Below are 25,424 nucleotides of genomic sequence, written 5' to 3' on the forward strand. Positions count from 1 at the left end.
CCTACCAGCCGCCGCGCTTGATGCGCCGAATCCGATCGGCCATGTCCGAGACAGCCGCCGACGGCTCGGCCTGGCCGCTCAGCACACCATGCACGCCATTGAAGAACGCCGTGCTAACCTGATTGTAGCGGTCGGCGGTCACCGTGGACGGCCGGGCCACGAGGCCGTCGATGACCTCCGCCATGTCGGCGATGAAGGGGGTGGCCTCCAGGATCGCCGGATCGCTGTAGAGGTCCGGACGCGAGGGGTTGAACGATCCCTCGATGGCGCGGCGCGTCTGCTCGGCCGCCCCGGTCAGATGGCGCACCAGCTCGATGGCCGCATCCGGGTTCTCGGAATAGCGGGAGACCGCCAGATGCGCCCCGCCCAGGGTGGCGGCCGACTGCCCCTCCGGCCCGGCCGGCAGCGGGGCCACACCCACCTTGCCCGCCACCGGGCTGTCCTCGCCCTGGGCCAGCGACCAGGCGTAGGGCCAGTTGCGCATGAACACGGCCCGGCCGGACTGGAACAGGCCGCGCGCCTCCTCCTCGGCGTGGTTCAGCACCCCCGGCGGCGAGATGGTGCCGACCCAGCCGGCCGCGCGGTCGAGGGCGGCGGCGGCCTCGGGGGTGTCGATGGAGATCGTGCCGTTGGGCGCGACCACGGTACCGCCGCCGTGGCTGGCGACCCACTCCAGCGCGTTGCAGGTCAGGCCCTCGTAGGCGCGGCCCTGCCAGACATAGCCCCACAGGTCCTCGGCCCCGGCGGCGCGCTCGGCCGCCTGGATGGCCTCGGCCGCCTCGGTCAGCGCCGCCCAGGTCTCGGGCACCGCGACTCCGTGCGTCTCCAGCAGGTCCGTGCGGTAGTACAGCAACCCTGCGTCGATGAACCACGGCATGGCGACCATGCGGCCGTCCACGGTGTTGTTCTCGATCAGGACGGGCAGGTGCTCGCGGGCATCCTCGCCCATGGCCGGCCCCAGGTCCACCAGATGGTCCGCCAGCAGGCCGGGCCAGACCACGTCGATCTGCAGCACGTCGATGTCGCCTGCCCCGGCCGCAAGGAGCTGCTGGTAGAGCCCCAGCCGCTCCGTCGCCGAGTTGGGGATGGCGACCAGATCCACGGTGTGGCCGGTTTCCTCCGCCCAGGCCTGCGCGCCCTGCTCGCACAGGGTGCGTTCCTGGCCCAGCGCCGAGCAGGCGATGCGCAGGGTCTCCGCGCGGGCGGGCACGGCAGCCGCGAGCGCCGCGCCGAGCGCGCCCAGCGCCACCAGCATCCGACGTCCCGGGCGGCGATGGAGTCGAGGGATTCGGGGTCCGGTCATGGCGATCCTCCCTGTCTGTCGATCTGGCGCTTCGGCTTGTTGGTTGCGACCGATGATAGGGCGAGGCCCGCCGCAGGGGAACCGCCCGAGGCCGTCCGGGTCCGCGCGGGGTGGAAACCGGGGGGCGGGACGGCCTACCCTGCGGCCCATCGCCCACAGCAGAGGACCGCCCCATGCGCCCCATCAACCGGATTCTCCTGGCCGGCGCCGCCGGCGCCCTGGGCCGCCAGTTGCGCCCGTTCCTCGCCGGCCACTGCGCCCACCTGCGGGTCACCGACATCGCGGACATGGATCCGCCGGGCGCGGACGAGGAGGTCATCCAGGCCGATCTCGCCGACCCGGTGCCCGTGCTGGCCATGACGCGGGACGTGGACGCCGTGGTCTACGTCGCCGGCAAGGGCATGGAAGCGCCCTTCGACGAGATCCTGCGCGGCCACATGCTGGGCCTGTACAACGTGTTCGAGGGCGCGCGGAAGAACGGTGTGCGCCGGGTGATCTGGGCCAGTTCCATTCACGCCGTCGGGTTCTATCCGTTCAGCCAGGTGCTCGACAGCCGCACGCCGCCGCGCCCGGACACCAACTACGGCACCGCCAAGGCCTACGGCGAGGGGCTGGCGCAGTACTACTGGGACAAGTACGGCATCGAATCGGTGTCCATGCGCATCTGCTCATGCTTCCCCGAGCCGGCGGACCGGCGCATGCTGTCCACATGGCTGAGCTATGCCGACCTGAAGCGGCTGGTGGCCGCCGCGCTGACCTGCACACGCCCGGACCACACGATCATCTACGGGGTCTCCGCCAACACGCATGCGCCCTATGACAACCGCTACGCCGCGCATATCGGCTTCCGGCCGGAAGACAACGCCGAGGCCTGGCGGGCGAAGGTGGAAGCCGAAAAACCGCCCTTCGCCCCCGGCGCGCCGGAGATCGCCACCCACGGCGGCGCCTTCGCCACGTTCGGGCACTTCGATGATCCTCAGCAGGACTAGCCGGGACGGGTTACCCGCCGCCCGCGCCGATCAGGATCGCCGCGATGCGGTCCTGTTGGCCCGCGGCCTCGGCCGGATCGACGGTGGGCGCCAGCAGGTTCTGCCCGAACACGTAGGCATAGAACAGCCGCGCCCGCGCGGCCGCCTCGTCGGGCGGCAGGCCCAGCGCCTCGAACAGCGGGGCCACATGGGCGAGACGCGCCGCGTCCACGGTGGCCACCGCCTCGGCCACCCGCGCGTCGTGGCGCGCCCAGTCCCGCACCGCCATCTCGATGGCCATGCCGCGCGGGTTCGGCTGGTCCAGATAGCGCGACAGCAATCGGCGCAGCACACCCTCGGCGGTCTCGTCCCCATCAGGGGTCACATGGCGCGCGATCACGGTCACGCGGCCGTCGCGCCAGCGCTCCAGCATGGCCGCCAGCAGATCGGCGCGGTCCTTGAAATGCCAGTAGAACCCGCCCTTGGTCACCGACAGGCGCCGGGCCAGGGGCTCGATCCGCACGTTCTCCGCGCCGCCCTCGGCGAGCATCGCGAACCCGGTCTCAAGCCAGGCATCCCGTTGAGTCTTGGCTTCCCGCAGCGGTCCCTCTCCCCTGGCCATCGCGCGCCTTGACGGGGCCGCCCCGCCTCCATACGCTAGCGTATAAATCAAACCACACCCGGACCCCGCCCGCAATGACCGAAGCCCTGCCGGCCCATCCCCCGACCTTCTCGCCCGGATGCCCCGAGTATGTCCAGCGGGTCCACGACAGCTTCCGCGAACAGGCGTTCATGCGCACCCTGGGGGCGAGCGTCGCGGAGGTCGCGCCGGGCACGGTCACGCTGGTCATGCCCTACCGCGAGGACCTGACCCAGCAGAACGGATTCCTCCACGCCGGCGTTACGGCGGCGCTGGCGGACAGCGCGGCCGGCTATGCGGCCTATACGGTCATGGCGCCGGACAGCAACGTGCTGAGCATCGAGTTCAAGCACAACCTGCTGTCCCCCGCCATCGGCGCCCGGTTCCACGCCCGGGGTCAGGTGCTGCGCGCCGGCAAACAGATCGTGGTCGTGCAGGCGACGGTGACGGCCGAGCAGCCGGACGGGCGCGAGAAATCCGTCGCCCTGATGCAGGCGACCATGATGCAGGTGCGGCCCGCTTAGCGACGCAGGTGTCGCCGGCGGCCCTCCGTTTCGCGGGACCCGGAAAAAATCAGCTACTTTCAGGTGCATTTCCTGAGGGCTTGGGCACCCATAAGAAGGGTGACCCCCTCCGATTTCCCCGCTACCCTGCGCTCTGCGGGACGCGCCCCCTCGTTCGGGTAGTGTTCCCGGAACCACCGCCCCCCCCCGGCCGGCCCTGGACACGTCACGGGCAGGACGCCCCCCGAGCCGCCGCGGCCGCGCGGGTCGTTCCGGAGACAGGCAAGAGCCATGCGCCTTCTGGCATCCGTCCGTTTCAAGGTCCTTGCCGTCTCCGCCCTTCTGCTCGGTGCGTTGCTGGCGCTGGCCCTGGGCGTGATGCTGGGGGTCATCCGCCCCAGTTTCCTGGCGCTGGAGGAGGCGCACGCCCGCGGTCACGCCCAACGCATCACCACCACGCTGAACCGGGAGATCGAATCGCTCGACCTGCTGGTCCATGACTGGTCGGCCTGGGACGACACCTACGCCTATGCCGCCACGCGGTCACCGGCCTTTGAAGCGAGCAACCTGCTCGCCGAGACCTTCTCCGGCGCCCATCTCACTCTGATCGCCATCCTCGACACGGCGGGGCGCGAACTGTGGAACCGGGCCTACGACCTGGAGGGCGATGACTTCATGACGCTGCCCTCGATGCAGGGCGGCGGTCTGAACATCCGACAGATCCATCAGTTGGCCCGGGTCCGCCCCGGCGGGGTTCGGGGCCTCGTCGAAACCGACGCGGGCATCATGCTGGTGGCCGCCCGCCCCATCCTGACCAGCCAGGACGAAGGACCGCCGCGCGGCACCATGGTGATGGGTCGGCTGCTGGGCGGATCCCTGCTCGGCGGCCTGGAGGCGGCGGTGGGCGAGCCCCTGACGCTCTGGTCGGCCGATGACCGGGACATGCCGGAGGGGGCCCGCGAAGCCCTGACCCGCGGCGGCGCCGGGCCGCCGGTGATCCGGATCGCCGGAGCGGAGACCATCGCGCTTTACCTGGGCTTCCAGAACGTGTTCGGCGAGCCCGTCATGGTCGCCGGCGCGCGCCTGGAGCGGCGCATCGTCGCCGCCGGGCACACCGCCCTGTCCACCGCCGTCGCCCTGGTCGCCATCGCGGGCCTGGTGTTGATCGGCGCCGTGCTGTGGAGCCAGCAGCATCTGGTTCTCGGTCCGTTGAAGCGACTGACGCACCACATCCAGACCGTGGCCGAGACCGGCGATCTGACCCGAACGATGACCCTCGCCCGGCGCGACGAGTTGGGTACGCTGGCCAATGCCTTCAATCACATGCAGGCCCGCATCGCCCAACTCGCCTATTTCGACACCGTCACCGGGCTGCCCAACCGGCGCCTGTTCACGGACCGGGCGGACCAGATCCTCCGGTTCGCGCGACGGGCGAACCAGCGCGCGGCGATCCTTTTCCTGGACCTGGACGACTTCAAGAGCATCAACGACACGCGCGGCCATTCCGTCGGTGATGCGCTGCTGCGCTCGGTCGCCACCGAACTGCACGCCATGGTGCGCGACTCGGACACCGTGGCCCGGTTCGGCGGCGACGAGTTCGTGATCGTGCTGCATGACCTGCCCACCGAACAGACCCTCTCGGATCTGGCGGACCGCATCCTGGCCCGCATGGCCCTGCCCTTCCAGGTTGGAGAGGCCGGCGTGTTTACCGCCGCCAGCATCGGAATCGCCACCTATCCGGACGACGGAGACACCCTGGAAGCGCTTGTCGCGCGGGCCGACTCCGCCATGTACGCGGCCAAGAGCGAGGGCGGACACCGCGCGCGGCTGCACACCGCCGAACGCCAGCACGACACCGCCCACCTGCTCGACCTGGATCAGACCCTGCGCGAGGCGATGGCCAGCGATCAGTTGTTCCTGGTGTTCCAGCCGGTGGTGGACCTGAAAGACGGACCCATCGTGTCCCACGAAGCCCTGGTCCGTTGGCACCACCCGGAGCAAGGCGACCTGCGGGCCGATGCCTTCATCCACATGCTGGACCGGGGCGGCCTGTACGCGCTGCTCGACGCCTGGGTGCTGCGCACCGCCTGCCGTGCGCTGGCCCAGAGCCGGGCGCAGGCCGAGGCGGGTCTCGGCGGCGGCCCCCGCCCGGAACAGGTCTCCATCAACATCTGCGCCCGCCACGTGGAAGCGGACGGGCTGCTGGGCCTGGTGTTCGGAATCCTGCAGGAGACCGGCGCGCAACCGGAGCAGATCGTTCTGGAAGTGACCGAAGCCGTCATGCGCACCCGCCCGGAGGCGGCCCACCGCGTGCTCACCCAGTTGCGCGACCTGGGCATCCGCATCGCCATCGACGACTTCGGCACCGGCTATGCCTCGTTGACCGCCCTGCACCGGCTGCCCGCCGACATTCTGAAGATCGACCGCAGTTTCGTCGCCGGCCTGCCGGACGACCCGGTGGCCGTGGCCATCGTGCGCTCGATCCTGACGCTGGCGGAAACCCTGGACCTCCAGGTGGTGGCCGAGGGTATCGAGACCGCCGCCCAGCGCGACTTCCTGAAGGCGGAAGGATGCCCGCTCGGCCAGGGGTATCTGTTCGGCGGCTGAGTCGCCGTTCCACGGCAACGGGTTCAGGTTAACATGACGGCCTGTTCCGCGCCGCCTGAGCAGGCCTCTCGAGATCCCTCGTCTCGCTTCGCTCACTCGGGATGACAGACTAAAACGATAGGATGTGATCCTGAAGCCGCGAAGCGGCTGAAGGACCTCGAGCGCAGGTCTCCGACCCCCTGCAAAGACCTGGAAGAGCGATCCCGTTAACCTGAGCCCGTCGCCCCGGCCGCCGTTCACCGGCCCTTGGCAGAGCATGGCCATGCTGCCTATCATCGGCGGCCCGAGCGGCCCGGGTCTCCCGAACCCACCCGGTGTGCCCGCCAACGCATGACGGCCCGCCGTGTCGCCGGCCCGCCTGCCGCGTTCCCCCGAGAGAAGGACCGCTGACACTTGGCGCTTCCCCTTGACGTTCTCATGTGGGTGTCGCTCGCCCTGACCGCTGTCGCTGTCACGTTCTACGTGACGGAGTGGGTGTCGCTGGAACTGACGTCGCTGGGCACGCTGGCGCTGCTTCTGGTCGTTTTCACCGTGTTCCCCGCCATCGGTCCGGACGGCGCCCGCGTGCTCACGCCGCAGGACCTGCTGTCCGGGTTCTCGAACCCGGCGCTGCTGACCGTGATGGCGCTGCTGGTGGTGGGCGAAGGGCTGATCCGCACCGGCGCGCTGGACAGCGTGGCCCACTGGGCCTTCAGCTACAAGCTGTCGGCGGCCACATCGCTGATCCTGATGCTGGTCATCGTGCTGGGCCTGTCCGCCTTTCTGAACAACACGCCGGTGGTCGTGATCTTCATCCCGATCCTGCAGGCCATGGCCAACCGGCTGAAGGTCAACCCCAGCCGGGTCATGATGCCGCTCAGCTATGTGGCGATCCTGGGGGGCATGACCACGCTGATCGGCTCCTCGACCAACCTGCTGGTGGCCAGCACCCTGATGGACATGGGGCAGCCCGGGCTGGGCTTTTTCGAGATCACCGGCCTGGGCCTGGTGCTGGCGGCGGTCGGATTCGGCTATGTTGCGCTAGTGATGCCGCGCCTGCTGCCAGAGCGCGCCGGCATGGCCAGCCAGATGACCCGGCACGGCAAGCAGTTCATCTCGCAGATCGTGGTGCCCTCCGACTCCCATCTGGTGGGCCAGAAGGCGGTCGCCGGCGCCTTCAAGTCCCTGCCCAACGTCACGGTCCGGGTGATCCAGCGGGGCGAGCATGCTGAACTGCCGCCGTTCGACGACTACGCCATCCGACCCGGCGACACCCTGGTGATCGCGGCGACGCGCGACGCCCTCACCGAACTCGCCGCGCGTCACCCCGGCCTGCTGCACCCGCCGCGCCGCCCGGGCGAGGAGGACCGCACCCGCGACCGTCTGCGCGACGGCGGCGAGGAGGAGACCGACACCATCCGCCGCGACGGCGGCGGGTCCAACGGCAACGGGGTGGAAAAGGACCGGCCGGAGCAGACCGAGCAGGTCATGGTGGAGGCCATGATTACGCCCTCGTCCCGTCTGATCGGGCCCAACCTTCAGCAGCTTGCCTTCCGCCAGCGCTATCGGTGTCTGGTCATCGGCATTCAGCGGCGCGCCCGCATGATCCGCACCAGCATGACCCAGATCCGGCTGGAGGCCGGCGACACCCTGCTCATCATGGGGCGCCAGGCCGACATCGAAGCCCTCAGCCGCGAACGCGACCTGGTGGTGTTGTCCGGCACCACGGGCACCCTGCCCCGCCGCCATCATGCCGGGCTGGCCGCCGGCATCTTCGCCGCCGCGGTGGGGCTGGCGGCGGTCGGGCTGGTCCCCATCGTGGTCGCCGCCATCGTCGCCGCGACGCTGATGATCGCCATCCAGGCCGTGAATCTGCGGCAGGCGACCCGCGCGCTGGACCGCAAGATCCTGATGGTCGTGGTCGCGGCGCTGGCGCTGGGGCAGGCCCTGGAGGCGACCGGCGCCGCGACCTTCGTCGCCACCTCGGTGGTCGGCGTGTTCGCGGACCTTGGGCCGGCGGCCATCCTGTCCATGTTCTTCCTGATCGTGGCCGGGTTCACCAACGTCCTGACGAACAACGCCACCGCCGTGCTGTTCACCCCGGTCGGCATCGGGCTGGCGACCCAGTTGGGCGTGGACCCGCACATCTTCGCGATCACCACCCTGCTGGCCTCGAACTGCTCATTCGCCTCGCCCGTGGGCTACCAGACGAACCTGCTCATCATGGGCCCGGGCCACTACACGTTCAGCGACTACACCCGGGCCGGGCTGCCGCTGCTGCTGCTGCTGTGGGTCACCTACAGTCTGGTCGCGCCCTGGTATTTCGGGCTCTAGCCGGGTCGCCTTCGATCCGGACTGGCATGACGGCGCGACCCGCGATACCGTGAGAGGAACGGTGGGTGAATGGGCGTCACCCGCCTTCTCGGCTTCAGCCGGCCACGCACTCCAACGGCCCTCGTCAGCGGCCGTCGGACCCACGTCAGGATTGCCCTGGTCAGGAGGCGCATCGCCATGGATACCATGACCCCCTTCGGTTACATCGTGCTCGGCACCGCCCTGGTGGCCAAGATCCTGATGGCTGTCACGAGCGGCGGCCTGCCGATCTGAGAGGGGCCGTCGCCCCGCGCCCCCGCGTCCCCGCACATGGGGCTGCGTGCCCCGAGGAGCCCGCATGACCCCTGGCAATCGCGCCCCGATTCTGGTTCTCGCCGTCCTGATCGTGCTCGGGGCGCTGGTGTTCACGCAGGCGGGCGGTGACCGGACCCCGCCGCCGGCGCCGAGCGTGGCGGAGGACCCCACCCGCACCGAGGGCGGCAGCGTCATCGCCCGCGACTTCATGGTCGCGGCGGCCAATCCGCTCGCCGCCGAGGCCGGGCGTTCCGTGCTCGCCGCCGGCGGCACGGCGGCCGATGCGGCGGTCGCGGTGCAGGCCATGCTCAATCTGGTCGAGCCGCAGTCCAGCGGCATCGGCGGCGGCGCCTTCGTGCTCTATTGGGACGCCGCCCAGCAGGAACTGGTGACGCTGGACGGTCGGGAGACGGCCCCGATGGCGGCGGACGAAACCTACTGGCTGGGCCCGGACGGCGAACCCGTGGGCTGGTGGGAGGCCGTGGTCGGCGGCCGGTCCGTGGGCGTGCCCGGCACGCTGAAGCTGCTGGAGACCCTGCACGGCCGGTTCGGGTCGCTGCCGTGGCCCGACCTGTGGCAACCCGCCATCGACACCGCCGAAGCGGGCTTTGCGATCTCGCCGCGTCTGGCCGCGTCCATCGCCGCCGCGCAGGACCGGGAGCTGGCCCGCTTCGAAACCACCCGGGCCTACTTCTTCAACCCTGACGGCAGCCCGAAGACCGCCGGCACCATCCTGAAGAACCCGGCGTTCGCCGACACCCTGCAGCGGATCGCGGCCGAGGGCTCCGCGCCCTTCTATACCGGCGACATCGCCGCCGACATCTTCGGGGCCGTGCGCACGGACATCAACCCGGGGATTCTCACGCGGGAGGACCTTGCGGCCTATGAGGTCAAGGAGCGTGATCCGGTCTGCGTGGACTATCGGGGCGACCGGGTGTGCGGCATGGGACCGCCCACCTCGGGCGGGCTGACCGTCGGGCAGATCCTGGGCCTGCTGGAGACATTCGACCTGCCGGCCATGGGTCCGTCCGCCGAGGCTTGGCACCTGTATGTCGAGGCCGCCAAGCTGGCCTACGCCGACCGGGGCCTGTACATGGCCGACTCCGACTATGTGCCCATGCCCACGGCGGGCCTGATCGACCCCGACTACCTGACCGACCGCGCGGCCCTCATCGACCCCGATCGGGCCATGGACACCGCCGAACCCGGCGAACCGCCGCGCGACGAGGCCGCGCTGTGGGCCCCCGACACCCAGCCGGAGCGCCCCGGCACCAGCCATTTCGTCATCGTGGATCAGGCCGGCAACATGCTGTCGATGACCACCACCATCGAGACCGGCTTCGGCAGCCGGGTGATGACCCGGGGCTTCCTGCTCAACAACGAACTGACCGACTTCTCCCGGGCCCCCGCGGCCGAGGACGGCCGGCCCATCGCCAACCGGGTCGAGGGCGGCAAACGCCCCCGGTCCTCCATGTCGCCCACCATCGTGCTGCGGGACGGCGCGCCGGTGCTGCTGATCGGCTCCCCCGGGGGATCACGGATCATCAATTACGTGGCCAACGCCGTGGTCGGCATCCTGGACTGGGACATGGACCCGCAGGTGGCCGTCTCCATGGGCCATGTGGTGAACCGAAACGGCCCGACCGAGGTGGAACAGGGCACGCCGGCGCAGGCATATGCCGACCAGTTGCTTGCGCTGGGCCACGAGGTGACCGCGCGGCCGCTCGAATCCGGGCTGCACGCCATTCTGATCCGCGACGGCCAACTGATCGGCGCGGCCGATCCCCGCCGCGAGGGGGTGGCCGTCGGAGAATAGGTCAGTCCGGGTGCGTGCCCGCCGGATAGACCCGGCCGGCCGGCAGCACCATGCGGAAGGTGCTGCCCTGGCCCGGCGTGCTGAGCACATCCACGCGGCCGCCATGGGATTCCACCGTGGCCCGGACCATGGCCAGGCCAAGCCCGGCCCCGTCGCGCGATGCAATGCTGGGGGAGCGCCCGCGCCGGAACGGCAGGAAGATGTCCCCCAGTTCCTCCTGCGGGATGCCCAGGCCGGAATCGGTCACCGAAACCGCCACCGCGCCATCGTCAAGGCGCGTCAGTTCCAGATGCACCGCGCCGTCCGGGGGCGTGAACTTGAGCGCGTTGCCGAGCAGGTTGAGAATGGCGCGCTTCAGGGCCATGCGCTCGCCCCGGATCCACACCGGCGGGTCCGGCACGTCGAAGGACCACGCCAGCCGATCCGCCTTGGGCTGCACGGTGATCCAGGCCCCGCACTCGCGCAGGATGGTCGCCAGGTCCAGCACCTCGTCGCGCGGCGGGTTGCGGCCCGAATCGAACCGGGACAGATCCAGCAGATCCTCGATCAGCTTCATCAGGTGCTGACCGGCGCCGCCGATGATCCCCGCGTATTCGCGGACCTTGTCGTCCGCCGGCCCCGCCACCCCGGACCCGATCATGTCCGCGAAGCCGACGATGGCGTTGAGCGGCGTCTTCAGATCGTGGCTGATTTTGGCCAGGAACTCGGTCTTGAGATCGGACGCCGCCTCGGCCCGCTGGCGGGCGATCGTCATGGCTTCGTGGCTGCGGTGAGCCCCCGTGATGTCGCGCAGAGAGATCATGTCCCAGCGCCGGGTGCCGCCCGGGTCGTCCAGCGTCAGCAGGGTCCTTGCGACGACCTCGATCATGCGGCGCCCGCGCGCCCGCGACCAGAACTCGCAGGCCACCGGCGCGCCGAAGGCCCGGTCCAGAATTCTGTCGAGCAACTGGGAACTGTTCACGGCCGCCTGATGGTCCGCCATCAGGCTTTCCCCGTCATCGCCGGTGCTGACGACATCGAACAGGTCCCGGAAGCCATGGGTGATGCTCGCCAGACGCCGCGTGCCGTCCCGCTCGCGCACCACCAGGCCGCCGGACTCGCCCCCGATGCTCATCAGACCGCCGGACACCTCCGCCATGGCCTCCAGACGGCTGCCGAGGGCATCCGTCGCTTCCGGCAAGGATGGCGAGAGGTTCCGCGGGTCCAGCACCCGGCGCAACACCTCGCCGCACCGCACCAGGGCGTCGCGGACCCAGGGTTCCCAGTCCCGCGCCAGGTCCTCGTGCGTCTCTTTCCACGCCGCGAAGGATTCGCGCGGGCTGATCGTGTCGCCGGTGCGGACGGCCGGACGGGCCGGGTCGCCGGCCCAGAAGACCTCCCGCACCTCGGCGACGCGGAACGCGCCCAGGACGATCAGCGGCGCGCGCGACAGGATCATGGCCGCGAACCCGGACGGAACGGGCGCACCGCGCGGCTCCGGATCATCGCCGGTCGCGGTGACCCGACGAAGGTCCGGCACGAAGACAACGCCCGAGCCATCATCGTCGGCGGCCAGGGCGGCGGCCAGGGCGCGCCGCGTGGCCGCCGGGGACGGCGCCACCCCGCCCGTGGCCAGGGCATCACCCATGGCCAGCACGGCCCCATCGGACTCCAGGATGTCCTGCAGGCGCTCGGACCCGGTCATCAGCACGGCGACAGGGTCCTCGCCCGCCGCCAGACGGCTTTCCAAGTGGGCGACCCCATGATCCACGATCTGGTTGCGGCGGGTCTCGATATAGAGCCGGTGGGCGCGCACCCGATCCGCGAACGCCTCCGCGGCCTGGATCACGGCCTGCCGGACCGAGGGGCTCACCCAGCGCGGCTGCCGGTGATGGCACGCGATCATGCCCCACAGCACGCCGTCCACCATGACCGAGGCGACCAGGGTGGCCCGCACCCCCATGTTGCGCAGATAGACGATATGGTAGTTTGAGACACTTCTCAGCACGGACAGGCTGAGATCGAGCGGCTCCGCGCCCGGGTCCGTCTCCGCCCCGGCCGCCAGCACCGGCACCGGGTCGGCGGCCACGTCCGCGATGACGCGCAGAAGGTTGAGGGTGTACAGCGCGCGGGCCTGGGAGGGGATGTCGGACGCCGGATAGCGCAGTCCCACGTAAGGCTCCATGCCCTCCTGACGCAGCTCCGCGATCACCTCGCCGCTCCAGTCTGGATGGAACCTGTACATCATGACGCGGTCATAGCCGGTCAGGTCGGCGACCATGCGCGCGGTCTCGTCGGCGATCCGGTGCAGCGCGCCCACGTCAGGCGAGCCGGGACCGGCCTGCTCGGTCACGCGCGTGCGTGGATCGGGAGAGGCGCGCGGCACGGGCGTCCCGTCCGGCTCGATCTCGACGATCACCCGTCCGGCGTAGCGATGCACGGTGACATGGCAGGCCCGCCCATCCGGGGCCTGCTCCGGCGGGCAATGCGCCGAGCGCGTCTCCGGATCCCGGGCCGCCCGGACCGCCGCGATCAGCGGCTGGACAAGGGCCAGCAGGCCGGGCGGCAGGCTCTCGGCCAGCGGCGCGCCGAGCACCGCATCGGGAGGCCGGCCCAGCACCGTCTTGACGTTGGCGCTCGCATGGGTGACCCGGTCCGCTTCTCCACCGATCACCAGAAGGCAGCCGTGCGGCTGAATCCGATCGATCAGGTGGATCGGCTCCGCCTCGCATTCGGACAGGTCCATCGGCTCCGCCCCCCTCCCTCCGGGAAGCATCGGGTCCCTCTCGCGCGCGCTCATCCCTGTCGGTTCCTGACGAAATCCGTGGTCCGCAAGAGAACGGTACAGGATCGCCGCCGGAATGCAAAACCCCGGATGGGGGATCGCCGGATCAATCTCCGGTTGCGGCGTCTGCCCCTGAATATACAAAAGCCCGGCCGACCCGCCCCCCGTGGGAGCGGCCGACCGGGTCTGCCGTCAGCGTCTGTGTCAGCGCAACCGCACCGGCTCAGAACGGGAACAGGATGTCGTAAATCTGCCGGCCGTAGCGCGGTTCGGTCAGATCGGTGACCGTGCCGCGGCCGCCGTAGGAGATGCGCGCCTCGGCGATCTTGTCCCAGTCCACCGTGTTGTCGGAGGCGACATCCATCGACCGGATCACGCCCGACACCGTCAGTTCGCGCAACTCTCCGTTGACCCGCACTTCCTGGCGGCCGGAGATCACAAGGTTGCCGTTGGGCAGCACCTGCAGCACCACGGCGGCGAGACGGATGTTGATGGTCTCGGCGCGGGTCATGGCCCCGGTGCCGTCGTGGTCGCTGGTGGAGCCGAAGTCCACCAGGTCGGGCGGACTGATCGCTTCCGGGAAGAAACTGGCCAGCCCGGCCTCGTAGCCCAGGAAGCTGTTGAGCCCGGCGGTCTCGCCGCCGCCGCGCGCCTGGGTCAGGGAGTTGGCGAGCGTGGCCTGCTCGTTCTCGATATCCACGACCACGGTCAGGATGTCGCCCACCTCGCTGGCCCGCTGGTCCTTGAAGAAGGCGCGCGCCCCCGGCCGCCACAGGCTGTTCGGGTTGGGGGTGGCGACCTCCGGCGTCGGCATGGGCATGGAGACCGGCTTGTAGTCCCGCCGCAGGGTGGGATTCTCCACCTCGCTCATGCCGGGGGCGTCACCGACCTCGGCCAGGCGCTGCAGCGTCTTGCACCCGCCCAGCGAGCCGCCCAGCAGGCCGACGGCGAGCAGGATGCACAGGCCCCGGGCCGCGCGACGGCCCATGGGCGCGAAGGGAGCGAAACGGGGCTGGCGAAGCGGAACGGAGGTCATCGGATCTCTCCCACGAAACGGGCTTGATGTCCCTGGCGGGACGGCGGGGCCGCAACCGGACCGGCCCCATGACATTCGGCGCCACGGACCGGAGGCCGGCCACGGGCTCCAACGGTCCTCGGCAGAGGCCCACGGCCTCAATTCGACACGGTCACCATGTTCGGCGCGACGCGGACGGTGTTCTGCCCGGTCACCACGGCCAGGATCTCCTTGCCCGAGGCCATGTTGGCCACCCGCACGGTCTCGCCCTTGGCGCCGGCTTCCAGAGCGCGGCCGCGCGCGGTCAGGGTCATGAAGGGCGTTTCCAGGACCATCGTGACCAAGCCGTTGCGCTGGACCAGCTCCGGCATGCGGACCTGATTGACGCGCACCGGCTGGCCCGCCTGGATGCCCTGGCGCGCGGCCTGACCGATCAGGTCGTCGATCTCAAGCAGCGTGTTCGGCCCGACATCGCCGCCGCGCAGGGTTTCCCAGCGCACGTCGGCTTCGGTGATGACCATGCCGCGCCGGATCGGACGCACCAGCACGGGCACGTCGATCGCCTGATGGACCGAGCCGGCCAGCCGGATCAGTCGGGCCGACGGCCCCTCCGCCGGCACCTGGACCATGGCGTTGAAGCGGCCGGTGCGGTCGTCGTAGTACAGGTCGCGCACCGCCACCCGCATCTCATCCGGCGACCCCACGGCGGCGCGGATGTTGTGGGCGGTGATGTCCACCTCGGCATCGAAGGGGATTCCCTCCGCCAGCAGGCGCTCGCGCAGGGCGTCAATGATGTGGTCGCGGCCGATGGTGTAGCTGCGCCGGTTCACCACCGTCTGGACGTAGCGGCTGGCCGGCGACCAGTCCACGCCGTACTCGACCGCAAGGTTGTTGAGGTAGTCGGCCCCCAGCACCAGCCGCTCGCCCGGCTGCGGGGCATGGCCGATGGGGATGGCCGCCACCTCCGGCGGCAGCCCGCCGAATACGTCGCCAAGCTGGATGAGCGCGCGCTCGATGGTCACTTCAGGGCGCAGCGCGGCCCGCAGGGAATAGGCGTCGCCCCGCGCCGGGGTCGGCGGCGCATCCAGCACGGCGCGCCGGGTGGACTCGTCCGACAGGGCATCGGCCAGCGCCACGATATCCGGGTGCCAGCGGGACGGCGGCGGCGTCTGCCCGCCGGTGGCGTGCGAGGACAGCCCCGTGACCGCGCCCGCCGTGGTCCCCTGCGGGGCCTGAGGCACCACCACCTCGTTGGCCGCGGCGACACCGGGCGTCCCCGCGCCCAGCCCGAGGGCCAGGACGACGGCGCACAGGCCGGGGCCGACCCGGCGGGCCGGAGCGGCGGAGCGAAGCCGTGCGATGCGGGGTGTGGTGGTCATCGGAAGCCTCCGTCAGGGGCTGGCGTCAGGGGCTGGCGTCAGGGGGTGGGCGGTCGCGGCGCGGCCCGGTTACTTCATCCGCGAGACGGTGGACATCATCTCGTCCGAGGTCGTGATGGTCTTCGAGTTCATCTCGTAGGCCCGCTGGGCGCTGATGAGTTCGGTGATCTCGGCGACCACGTTGACATTCGAGGACTCAAGGAAGCCCTGCAGCACGGTCCCGTACCCCGGCTGACCCGGGTTGTTGGAACTTGGGTTGCCCGAGGCCTCGGTCTGGGTAAACAGGTTGTCGCCCTCGGGGTTCAGGCCGGCCTCGTTGGGGAAGATGGCAAGCTGAATCTGGCCGGCGCTCTGCATCGCGTTCTGGCCGTCCAGCTTGTAGAGCACTTCGCCGGACTGGTTGACGGTGATGCTGACCGCCTCGTTCGGGACGGCCTGCACGCCCTGCACCTTGAACCCGTCGTGGGTGACCACCTCGCCGTCGGGGCTGAGCTGGAACGAGCCGTCGCGGGTGTAGCCGGTCTCGCCCGAGGGCAGATCGATCTGGAAATAGCCCTTGCCCTCGATCGCCAGGTCCAGGCTGTTGTTGGTGCTGAGCATGCTGCCCTGTTCGGTGATGCGGTAGACGGCGGCCGTCTTCACACCCAGACCGAGTTGCACCCCCGCCGGCACGATGTTGCCCGTGTCCGCCGAGGCCGAGCCCGCGCGCCGCAGGCTCTGATACAGCAGGTCGTGGAATTCCGTGCGCCGGCGCGTATACGCCGTCGTGTTCATGTTGGCGATGTTGTTCGAAATCACTTCCACGTTCTGCTGCTGGGCCAGCATGCCCGTGGCCCCGATGTTCAGCGAGCGCATGGTATCCTCCGCCCCTCGGTCACACGTCCTGGGCGCCGGACAGGACCTTGATGGCCCGGCCCTGACGCTCGGATTCATCCTCGATCATCTTCTGCACCTGCTCGTAGGCCCGCTGGACCTGAATGAGCTTGGTGATCTGCGCGGTCGCCTCGACGTTCGACCCTTCCAGCATGCCCTGTTCCAGGGCCATGCCCGTGGCCTCCTCCGGCTCCTGCTCGCCGGCGTCGTACAACCCGGCCTGGACCCGCAACAGGGCCTGCTCGTCCTCGAACGAGACGATGTTCATGCGCCCGATGTTGCCGTTCTCGGTCGAGACGGTGCCGTCCTTGGCGACCGTGATGCGGCTTTCGTTGGGCGCGATGAAGAACGGCGTGCCGTCGGTGCTCAGCACCGGGTGGCCGCTGCCGGTCACCATCATGCCGTCGGCGTCGAGCATGAACCGGCCGTTGCGGGTGTAGAAGCGGCCGAAGTCGGTCTCGACCTCGAAATAGCCGGGGCCGTTGATGGCCACGTCCAGCGGATTGCCGGTCTGGGACAGCGGACCCAGGCCCACGTCGCGCTTGGTCCCGAAGTCATAGGTATAGGACAGCATGTCCGGAAAGGCGCTGTCGGCGCCTTTCGACGGGGCCAGATACTCCGAGAACATGAGATCCTGGCTCTTGAAGCCGGGCGTGTTCATGTTGGCGATGTTGTTCGCCACCACGTCCATCTGCCGCCACAGGGCGGTCTGCCGGGACAGGGCGATGTAGGATGGCGTCTGCATGGTCGGTCGGGCCTGTGTCTGTCCTGTGGGGGCCGGCCTGGGTCGGCGGCCGCAAGGGTCGCGCTCTGCCAAGCAGACTTCATGCCAGTTTTCCCGAGCCGCCCGGACCGGCCCCTCCGGCGGCCCTCGGGCGCGCGGAGCCGCCCCGCCGCCCAAGCCGGAAGCGTCCCCCGGCGCGGGTTGCCGGGCAGTTCTTGCCGCCCCGGCCCGGGCGCTGAACCCTTTCTTAAGGTCTGACGCCTACCCTTCTCCCACCGGCACGATGCGGCGTCGGACAGGTGCGCCCGTGCGCGGCGCCCCTTTTCCGGACTGGGGATCGGCCGGGTGCTCGGGCCCCGGGGATCCGGGTCGCTTCGCCGCCCGCCCCCGCCCGCTCGCACGGTCACCCCGCAACCACCCCAGGGATTGCCAGGACCCATGGCCGACGATCTGGAAGAAGACTACGACGACTCCGACGGCGACGATTTCGAGGAGGACGGAAAACGATCCGGCGGCAAGAAGAAGCTGCTGCTGATCCTGCTGCCCGTGCTCCTGCTCATCCTGGCGGGTGGCGCCGGCGCGTTCTTCACCGGCATGCTGGACCCGCTGCTCGGCGGCGGCGGTGACGACGCCGCGCACGGCAGCCCCAGCGCGGGGGATGACGGTCACGGCGGTGGTGGCGGCCAGGGCGACGACGACGGCCACGGCGGCGGCGGCACGCTGGGCGGCACCGTGTTCTACGACCTGCCGGAAATGGTCGTGGACCTAAACACGGGATCGCGCAAGCCCCACTTCCTGAAGGTGCGGGTCAGCCTGGAACTGGCCAACCCGAACGACGTGGCCCGCGTCGAGGAGGTCATGCCGCGCGTGATCGACAACTTCCAGGTCTTCCTGCGCGAGCTGCGGGTGGAGGATCTGCAGGGCGCCGCCGGCATCTATCGGGTGCGCGAGGAGTTGCTCCGCCGGGTCGGCAACGCGGTGCGGCCGGCCCGCGTGAACGCCGTCCTGTTCAAGGAAATGCTGGTGCAGTAGAGACGGCGCGCCGCTCCCCGGCGGCCACCCCCGAGACGGGATCCCCGAGACAGGATTCCCGAGACAAGATCGAGGACAGGGCCAGAGATGACGCCAGCCGACGAACCCGGCCGCGAGGTCAGCAAGGAAGACGAGGAAGCCATGATGGCCGAATGGGCCGCCATGGTGGACGACGACGAGGGCGAGGCTGGCGCGGCCGGCGGCGGCGAGGGCGAGGGCGATGCCGATTCCATCGCCGCCGAATGGGAAGCCATGCTCGGCGAGGAAGAGGGCGGCGACGACGACGGCGGCGGCGGCGGCCGGGAGAGCACCCGCGTCCTGAACCAGGACGAAATCGACAGCCTGCTCGGCTTCGACGAGACCGAGGAGATCAACACCGACAAGTCCGGCATTCAGGCCATCCTGAACAGCGCGCTGGTGTCCTATGAACGCCTGCCCATGCTGGAGGTGGTGTTCGACCGGCTGGTGCGCATGATGTCCACGTCCCTGCGCAACTTCACGTCGGACAACGTCGAGGTCTCACTGGACAACATTCTGTCGCTGCGCTTCGGCGACTACCTGAACTCGATTCCGCTGCCCGCCATGCTGTCGGTGTTCAAGGCGGAGGAGTGGGACAACTCCGGCCTGCTGACCATCGATTCCTCGATGATCTATTCCATCGTGGACGTGCTGCTGGGCGGCCGTCGCGGCACGGCGGCCATGCGGATCGAAGGCCGGCCCTATACGACCATCGAACGCAATCTGGTCGAACGCCTGGTGCATGTGGTGCTGGCCGACCTGTCGGCCGCGTTCGATCCGCTGTCGCCGGTGACGTTCCGGTTCGAGCGCCTGGAGACCAACCCGCGCTTCGCCACCATCTCGCGGCCCGCCAACGCCGCCATCGTGGCCAAGCTGCGCATCGACATGGAGGATCGCGGCGGCCGCCTGGAGCTGCTGATTCCCTACGCCACCCTGGAGCCGGTCCGCGAGCTGCTGCTCCAGATGTTCATGGGCGAAAAGTTCGGCCGCGATTCCATCTGGGAAACCCACCTGGCCGAGGAGATGTGGTTCACCGAAGTGGAGATGGAAGCGATCCTGGACGAGGTGGACATGCCGCTGCGCCACATTCTCAACCTGGAGGTCGGCTCGCAGATCATGTTCAACGCCACCCCGGACTCGACCGTGATGCTGCGCTGCGGCGACGTCCCCATGTTCGCCGGCCGTATGGGGCGGCGCGGCGCCAATATCGCCATCCGCGTGGACCGAAAGGTCCGTCAGAACAAGTCGGCGACCTGATGAGTGCGCATCCCGCCGCCTGCCCGGCCCTTCCGGCCGGATGCCAACGCCTCGTGAGGCCGACATGGAGCTGAGCCTGATCCTGGACATCGTCATCGTCGTGCTGCTGGTGCCCACCATCCTGTTCGCGTGGGTGCTCAACAGTCGGCTGGCCGATCTGCGACGCAATCGCGACGAGCTGGCCCGGCTGATCGGCAGCTTCAACGAGGCGACCCACCGCGCCGAGGCGGGCATTCCCAAGCTGCGCAAGGCGGCCGACGATGCCGGCCGGGCGCTCGCCGACCGGGTCGAGAAGGCGCAGATCCTGCGCGACGACCTGGCCTTCATGGTGGACCGGGCCGAGACCACCCTGGGCAAGCTGGAAGACGGCACGCGGGCCAGCCCCCGTGCGGCCCGCAGCGGCGGCGGGTCGTCCTCCGCCGGTCAGCGCGGTGACGTGGAACGCGCCCTGACGGAGGCCCGGGACCGCTCCGGCCGGCCGGACGGCGGCTACGGAAGCGGCCGCTCCGAGGGCGCGGGTCAGACCGTCCCCGCCCCGCCGCCCGTGCCCGGACGCGGCGCCGGATCCCGCGTCAATGGCGGCAGCGGCGGCGGCGGCGGCGGCGGCGGCGCACAGCCCCAGCGCGCGGACGACGAGGACGACTTCTTCATCGAGGACGAGCGCTCCGAAGCCGAACGGGAGCTGCTGCGCGCGCTGCGCTCCGTGCGCTGACGACGCGCGGTTCGGTCGCTCGGACCGCCCCGACCGGCGGTCCTCCGGCTGCCGTCGCACCGCCTGCGGTTTGATCGCCGCCATGCGGTACAGGGCGCCGAACCCGGATCACCGTTCTGTGACTCTGCAGGGGTCGACCCCGCCTCACGAGGTCCTTCGGTCGCCCCCGGCGACGCTTCGCGTCGCCGCAAAGAAGCACGACCATCGGAACGATGGTCGCGGGGGCTCCCTCAGGAAGACACACCTTTAATAGAGAGTGTCATCCTGAGCGCCCGACGGGCGCGAAGGATCTCGTGATGGGGCAAGAACCATGACACCCCCGTCATCTGGATTCGGAGCCCTGCCACGCGCAACCGCGAACTTGTCTCAACTCGTTCCTTTCCCATATCATTCGCGGAGCCCAGCGACGTGAAGGGAGACGCGCCGCATCTGGCGGGCAGATCGGCGAATAATCGGCAGAACCCCGGCGTAATACGAATACCAGCGGCGGGTGAGTGTGACTCATCCGCCTGTTCGGCACCGGCCCGCGCGCGGCCGGTCTGGCCCGTCCGGGCTGCGCCAACAAGGGAGGACCGTGACCATGGGACGCCAGATCGAAGTCACTGAATTGATCCTGCGGGATGCCCACCAAAGCCTGATGGCCACGCGGATGGCCATGGAAGACATGGTCCCGGTCTGCGAGGACCTGGACAACGCCGGCTTCTGGTCCCTGGAGTGCTGGGGCGGGGCCACCTACGACGCCTGTATCCGCTACCTGAACGAGGATCCGTGGGAGCGGCTGCGCACCTTCCGCGAACTGATGCCCAAGACGCGGCTGCAGATGCTGCTGCGCGGGCAGAACCTGCTGGGCTATCGCCACTACGAGGACGGCGTGGTCGAGCGCTTCTGCGACAAGGCGGCCAAGAACGGCATGGACGTCTTCCGCATCTTCGACGCCCTCAACGACCTGCGCAACCTGAAGACCGCCATCGACGCGGTGAAGCGCACCGGCAAGGAGGCGCAGGGCACCATCTGCTACACGGTCTCGCCGGTGCACACCACCGAGGCCTTCATCGAGATGGCCCAGCAGCTCAAGGACATGGGCGCCGATTCCATCTGCATCAAGGACATGGCCGCGCTGCTGAAACCCCAGCCCGCCTATGACCTGGTGCGCGGCATCAAGCAGACCTGTGGCGAGGATACCCGCATTCACCTGCACTGCCACGCCACCACCGGCGTGACCTTCGTCTCGCTGATGAAGGCGATCGAGGCCGGCTGCGACGTGGTGGACACCTCGGTCAGCTCGCTGTCGCTCGGCTCGGGTCACAACCCGACCGAGGCCCTGGTGGAGATGCTGGAGGGCACGGGATACGAGACGCGCCTGGATCTCAAGCGCATCCGCCCCGTCCGCGATCACTTCGCCGAGGTGCGCAAGCGCTATCGCCACTTCATGAGCGACTTCACGGTGATCGACACCGACATCTTCGAAAGCCAGATCCCCGGCGGCATGCTCTCCAACATGGAGAACCAGCTCAAGGGCCAGGGCGCGGGCGACCGGGTGCGCGAGGTGATGGAAGAGGTCCCGCGCGTGCGCGCCGATTCCGGGTTTCCGCCGCTGGTCACGCCATCCAGCCAGATCGTGGGCACCCAGGCTGTCTTCAACGTGCTGACGGGCCGCTACAAGACCATGACCAGCGAGTTCGCCGACCTGATGCTGGGCTACTACGGCACCACGCAGGGCGAGAAGAACGCCGAGGTCCTGCAGCAGGCCGAGGCGCAGCAGCAGAAACCGGCCATCACCGGCCGTCCGGCCGACCTGCTGGAGCCGGAGTGGGACCAGCTCCGCGACGCCGCCGCCGCGCTGGAGGGCTTCAACGGCAGCGACGAGGACGTGCTGACCTACGCCATGTTCCCCCAGGTCTCGACCAAGTTCTTCAAGACCCGCCACGAAGGCGCGAAGAGTCTCGCCAAGGACCCGGAGGCCTCCAAGACCACCGAGGCCCCGGCCCCCGCAGCCGGCGCGGGCGGCGCCGCGCGCAAGGACCCGGTCACCTACGTGGTCACCCTGAACGGCCGCGAACATCAGGTCCGGGTGTCTCCGGCCGCCTGATCCATCATCCCTGACAGACCACCCTGGCGGGCGTGTCCGGACCGGCTCCGGACGCGCCGTCGGCCGGGGCGCGGATACCCATCCACAGGAGAGGAACGCCTGATGGCCGAGGACAAGGGGGGCACACCGCCCGCGCAGCAGAGCATGGAGGACAGGATCGCGGCCCTCGCCGCCGCCCGCACGCGCGTGCAGGAGGGCGGGGGCGCGGCCCAGATCGAAAAGCAGCACGCCGCCGGCAAGATGACGGCGCGCGAGCGGGTCGATCAGTTGGCCGACCCGGGCAGTTTTCAGGAACTCGGGCTGTTCGCCAAACACCGCGCCACGTCCTTCGGCATGGCGGACCGCGACCTGCCCGCCGACGGCGTGGTGACGGGCTGCGCCAAGGTGGACGGCAAGGTGGTGCATCTGGCGAGCCAGGACTTCACCGTCTCCGGTGGCGCCGCCGGTGAGGCGCACAGCCTCAAGGTGGCCGAGATGATGGCGCTGTCGCTCAAGACCGGCTCGCCGTTCGTGTTCATCAACGACTCCGGCGGGGCCCGCGTTCAGGAGGGGATCGACAGCCTCTCGGGCTACGGCCGGGTGTTCTACAGCAACGTGATGCTGTCCGGCTCGGTGCCGCAGATCTCGCTGATCTGCGGGCCGTGCGCCGGCGGGGCCTCGTACAGTCCGGCGCTGACGGACTTCATCATCCAGACCCGTCAGGCGCAGATGTTCATCACCGGGCCGCAGGTCATCAAGCAGGTGACCGGCGAGACCGTGACCGCCGAGGCGCTGGGCGGCCCGGACGCCCAGATGAACCGCTCCGGCGTGGTGCATCTGGTGGCGGACGACGATGCGGACGCCATCTACCAGTGCCGGCGGCTGCTCAGCTTCCTGCCGCCGAACAACCTGGAGGATCCGCCCCGGCTGCCCTTCGACGACGCGCTGGAGTCGGATCCGGCCCTCAACGACATCGTGCCGACCGACGTCAAGACCGGCTACGACGTCCGCGACGTCATCACCCGCTGCGTCGATCATGGCGACCTGCTGGAGATCCAGCCCGGCTTCGCGCCCAATCTGGTGATCGGCTTCGCCCGCATTCAGGGCCGGTCCATCGGCGTGGTGGCCAACCAGCCCAGCGCGATGGCGGGCGCCCTGGATATCAATGCCTCGGACAAGGCGGCCCGGTTCATCCGCTTCTGCAACGCCTTCAACATCCCGCTGGTGACGTTCGTGGATGTGCCCGGCTTCCTGCCCGGCGTGGAGCAGGAATACGGCGGCATCATCCGGCACGGCGCCAAGATGCTGTTCGCCTATTCCGCGACCACGGTGCCGAAGGTGACGGTGATCCTGCGCAAGGCCTACGGCGGCGCCTACCTCGCCATGTGCGGCAAGGACCTGGGGGCCGACCGGGTGGTGGCCTGGCCGTCGGCCGAGGTCGCCGTGATGGGCGCCGAGGGCGCGGCCGAGATCGTCTTCCGCAAGGCCATCGCCGAGGCCGAGGACACGCCGGCCAAGCGGGCGGAGATGATCCAGCTCTACCGCGAGGCCTTCGCCAATCCCTATGTGGCGGCGGGCCGTCGGCTGGTGGACGACATCATCGAGCCCGCGGAAACCCGACGCTATCTGGGGCAGGCCCTGGAGAGCCTGTGGACCAAGCGCGAGACGCGCCCGCCCAAGAAGCACGGCCTGATCCCGCTGTGAGCCCGCCCCCCGACCGCACAACGCCCCCTCGGGGGGACAGGAGCGACAAGGCATGAGCGAACTGACCCTGGACGATGTCATGGCCGCGATCCAGAGCCTGCGCGCGGACATGCGCGGCGAGATCGACGCGCTCGGCGACCGGATCGCGGCCCTGGAAGCCCGCCAGGACGAGACCGAACGGGAGCGGGACGCGGAGGTGGACCCCGAGACCCTGGTCATGCTGGCGGCCGCCGTCACCTCCTACCTGGGCAAGCGGGTGCGCATCCGGTCCGCCCGCCGGGTGCGGACGGGCGCGGACGGCGCACCCGCCTGGGCCCGCCACGGCCGCGCCGCCATCCAGGCCTCGCACCGCCTGACCCGGGGCCTCTGAGCCCCGGACCCGCAACGGGCCGATGCGTCGTCTGGCGCGCATCGGCCATTGGCATGACAGCGGCCCACCGGCCCGGCCGCGGCTCCCCCCGCGCCCGCCCGTCCGCCGCCTTCCGCAGGAGTTCCGACCGTGAAACTGCGCATCGATCTCGACGGAAAAACCTATGACCTTGATGTGGAGGTCCTGGAGGAAGACCGGCCAGAGCAACGGCCCGGCTATCTGCCGCCGCACGCGCCGCCGATGACGGTGCGATCCTCGAAGGGGCCGGCGCCGGCCGGTGAGGGCGGGGGCGCCTCGGGCCCGGCGGACGAGGGGCCCGTGGACGAGGACAAGGTGTCCCGCAGCCCGCTCTCCGGCGTCGTCAACCGGATCGCCGTCAAGCCCGGCCAGACGCTCAAGCAGGACGAGCTCATCATGGTTCTGGAGGCCATGAAGATGGAAACCAACGTGGTCGCCGGCCATCCGGGCACCGTCAAGGCGCTGCGCGTGGCGGAAGGCGACGGCGTCAAGGTCGGGCAAATCCTGATGGACTATGAGTGAGACCGGCGGCGGATGAGGATGACTCATCCGCCCCCGGCGCCCGACGGAGGCACACCAGACAAGACTTGGCACCTCACAGGCGGAGGTGTGCCGGACGGGGCTTGCAGCCCCGTCCGGCCTCGCGGGTCGAAGCCCCCCCTCCGTCCAGGGCGCACAAGCCCTGCGAAACAAGGCGGCCTCCCAGTCCGAATACGCCCTCTGCGGCAGTAAAGGTGTACGGTGCAAGGGCGTGTGCCGGCTGCCCAGGGCTCCGAACCCGGATGACCGTTCTGTGACACTGATGGGGTCAAACCCGCCTCACGAGGTCCTTCGGTCGCCCCCGGCGACGCGTCGCGTCGCGGCAAAGGCGCGCGACCATCGGACCGATGGTCGCGGGGGCTCCCTCAGGATTGTCTGTTTGATTTGTGGCATTGTGGAGATGCCGGGTTGCGGGGCCCCGGGTGGCCACCCGGGGCCCCGCACCGGATCGTGTGATCGTCTCAGGATGGGGTCTTTGCCCGTTGTCATCGTGATCCGCGATCCGG

Annotated in this window: 19 protein-coding genes; 12 read left to right on the forward strand and 7 right to left on the reverse strand. The window is 69.8% G+C overall.

What is annotated here, in order from left to right:
• Position 1: 1 nt before the first annotated feature.
• Positions 2-1,303, reverse strand: coding sequence for an ABC transporter substrate-binding protein (locus tag GHC57_RS02515; RefSeq protein WP_246152085.1), 1,302 nt, complete (start codon positions 1,301-1,303; stop codon positions 2-4).
• A 173-nt stretch (positions 1,304-1,476) separates the two neighbouring features.
• Here GHC57_RS02515 and GHC57_RS02520 point away from each other — a divergent pair, with 173 nt between their 5' ends.
• Positions 1,477-2,292, forward strand: coding sequence for an NAD-dependent epimerase/dehydratase family protein (locus GHC57_RS02520; RefSeq protein ID WP_153340821.1), 816 nt, complete (start codon positions 1,477-1,479; stop codon positions 2,290-2,292).
• 10 nt (positions 2,293-2,302) lie between these two features.
• Here GHC57_RS02520 and GHC57_RS02525 read toward each other — a convergent pair whose 3' ends face one another.
• Positions 2,303-2,893, reverse strand: coding sequence for a TetR/AcrR family transcriptional regulator (locus GHC57_RS02525; protein ID WP_153340823.1), 591 nt, complete (start codon positions 2,891-2,893; stop codon positions 2,303-2,305).
• Between the two features lie 74 nt (positions 2,894-2,967).
• Here GHC57_RS02525 and GHC57_RS02530 point away from each other — a divergent pair, with 74 nt between their 5' ends.
• The 4 genes from GHC57_RS02530 to ggt all read left to right on the forward strand — a co-directional run bounded on the left by GHC57_RS02530 (position 2,968) and on the right by ggt (position 10,444).
• Positions 2,968-3,435 (forward strand): PaaI family thioesterase, encoded by a 468-nt coding sequence (locus GHC57_RS02530; RefSeq protein ID WP_153340825.1) that lies wholly within the window; start codon positions 2,968-2,970, stop codon positions 3,433-3,435.
• A 270-nt stretch (positions 3,436-3,705) separates the two neighbouring features.
• Positions 3,706-6,021 carry a putative bifunctional diguanylate cyclase/phosphodiesterase gene (locus tag GHC57_RS02535; RefSeq protein WP_153340827.1) on the forward strand — a complete coding sequence of 772 codons (2,316 nt, stop codon included), beginning with the start codon at positions 3,706-3,708 and terminating at the stop codon, positions 6,019-6,021.
• Positions 6,022-6,414: 393 nt separating this feature from the next.
• A complete protein-coding gene (locus GHC57_RS02540; RefSeq protein WP_246152086.1) occupies positions 6,415-8,334 on the forward strand; it encodes an SLC13 family permease in 1,920 nt (639 codons plus the stop codon).
• A 337-nt stretch (positions 8,335-8,671) separates the two neighbouring features.
• Positions 8,672-10,444, forward strand: a complete 1,773-nt coding sequence (gene ggt / locus GHC57_RS02545; protein WP_153340829.1) for a gamma-glutamyltransferase — start codon at positions 8,672-8,674, stop codon at positions 10,442-10,444.
• A gap of 1 nt (position 10,445) precedes the next feature.
• Here ggt and GHC57_RS02550 read toward each other — a convergent pair whose 3' ends face one another.
• The 5 genes from GHC57_RS02550 to flgF all read right to left on the reverse strand — a co-directional run bounded on the left by GHC57_RS02550 (position 10,446) and on the right by flgF (position 17,220).
• Complete coding sequence (locus GHC57_RS02550) at positions 10,446-13,169, reverse strand: ATP-binding protein (protein ID WP_170294636.1); 2,724 nt, start codon at positions 13,167-13,169, stop codon at positions 10,446-10,448.
• 262 nt (positions 13,170-13,431) lie between these two features.
• Entirely contained in the window at positions 13,432-14,196 is a 765-nt protein-coding gene (gene flgH / locus GHC57_RS02555) for a flagellar basal body L-ring protein FlgH (RefSeq protein WP_153340867.1), read from the reverse strand.
• Positions 14,197-14,381: 185 nt separating this feature from the next.
• Positions 14,382-15,602 (reverse strand): flagellar basal body P-ring formation chaperone FlgA, encoded by a 1,221-nt coding sequence (gene flgA / locus GHC57_RS02560; RefSeq protein ID WP_153340833.1) that lies wholly within the window; start codon positions 15,600-15,602, stop codon positions 14,382-14,384.
• A 69-nt stretch (positions 15,603-15,671) separates the two neighbouring features.
• Entirely contained in the window at positions 15,672-16,457 is a 786-nt protein-coding gene (gene flgG, locus GHC57_RS02565) for a flagellar basal-body rod protein FlgG (protein ID WP_153340835.1), read from the reverse strand.
• Between the two features lie 19 nt (positions 16,458-16,476).
• Positions 16,477-17,220 carry a flagellar basal-body rod protein FlgF gene (flgF, locus tag GHC57_RS02570; RefSeq protein WP_153340837.1) on the reverse strand — a complete coding sequence of 248 codons (744 nt, stop codon included), beginning with the start codon at positions 17,218-17,220 and terminating at the stop codon, positions 16,477-16,479.
• A gap of 417 nt (positions 17,221-17,637) precedes the next feature.
• On the opposite strand from flgF, the gene GHC57_RS02575 reads away from it, so the two are divergent.
• The 7 genes from GHC57_RS02575 (at position 17,638) to GHC57_RS02605 (ending at position 24,900) form a co-directional block, all read left to right on the forward strand.
• The gene (locus GHC57_RS02575; RefSeq protein WP_153340839.1) at positions 17,638-18,231 is read left to right on the forward strand and encodes a flagellar basal body-associated FliL family protein; all 594 of its coding nucleotides are present in this window, start codon (positions 17,638-17,640) and stop codon (positions 18,229-18,231) included.
• An 87-nt stretch (positions 18,232-18,318) separates the two neighbouring features.
• A complete protein-coding gene (gene fliM, locus GHC57_RS02580) occupies positions 18,319-19,506 on the forward strand; it encodes a flagellar motor switch protein FliM (protein ID WP_153340841.1) in 1,188 nt (395 codons plus the stop codon).
• 64 nt (positions 19,507-19,570) lie between these two features.
• Positions 19,571-20,218, forward strand: a complete 648-nt coding sequence (locus tag GHC57_RS02585; RefSeq protein WP_153340843.1) for a DUF6468 domain-containing protein — start codon at positions 19,571-19,573, stop codon at positions 20,216-20,218.
• 580 nt (positions 20,219-20,798) lie between these two features.
• Positions 20,799-22,307, forward strand: coding sequence for a methylmalonyl-CoA carboxytransferase subunit 5S (locus GHC57_RS02590; protein ID WP_153340845.1), 1,509 nt, complete (start codon positions 20,799-20,801; stop codon positions 22,305-22,307).
• Between the two features lie 102 nt (positions 22,308-22,409).
• A complete protein-coding gene (locus GHC57_RS02595) occupies positions 22,410-23,990 on the forward strand; it encodes an acyl-CoA carboxylase subunit beta (RefSeq protein WP_425500633.1) in 1,581 nt (526 codons plus the stop codon).
• Between the two features lie 52 nt (positions 23,991-24,042).
• Positions 24,043-24,360 (forward strand): hypothetical protein, encoded by a 318-nt coding sequence (locus GHC57_RS02600; RefSeq protein ID WP_153340847.1) that lies wholly within the window; start codon positions 24,043-24,045, stop codon positions 24,358-24,360.
• 129 nt (positions 24,361-24,489) lie between these two features.
• Positions 24,490-24,900 (forward strand): biotin/lipoyl-containing protein, encoded by a 411-nt coding sequence (locus tag GHC57_RS02605; protein ID WP_153340849.1) that lies wholly within the window; start codon positions 24,490-24,492, stop codon positions 24,898-24,900.
• The last annotated feature ends 524 nt before the right edge of the window (positions 24,901-25,424 follow it).

The organism is Roseospira navarrensis, from assembly GCF_009601025.1.
GTDB classification, from domain to species: Bacteria; Pseudomonadota; Alphaproteobacteria; order Rhodospirillales; family Rhodospirillaceae; genus Rhodospira; species Rhodospira navarrensis.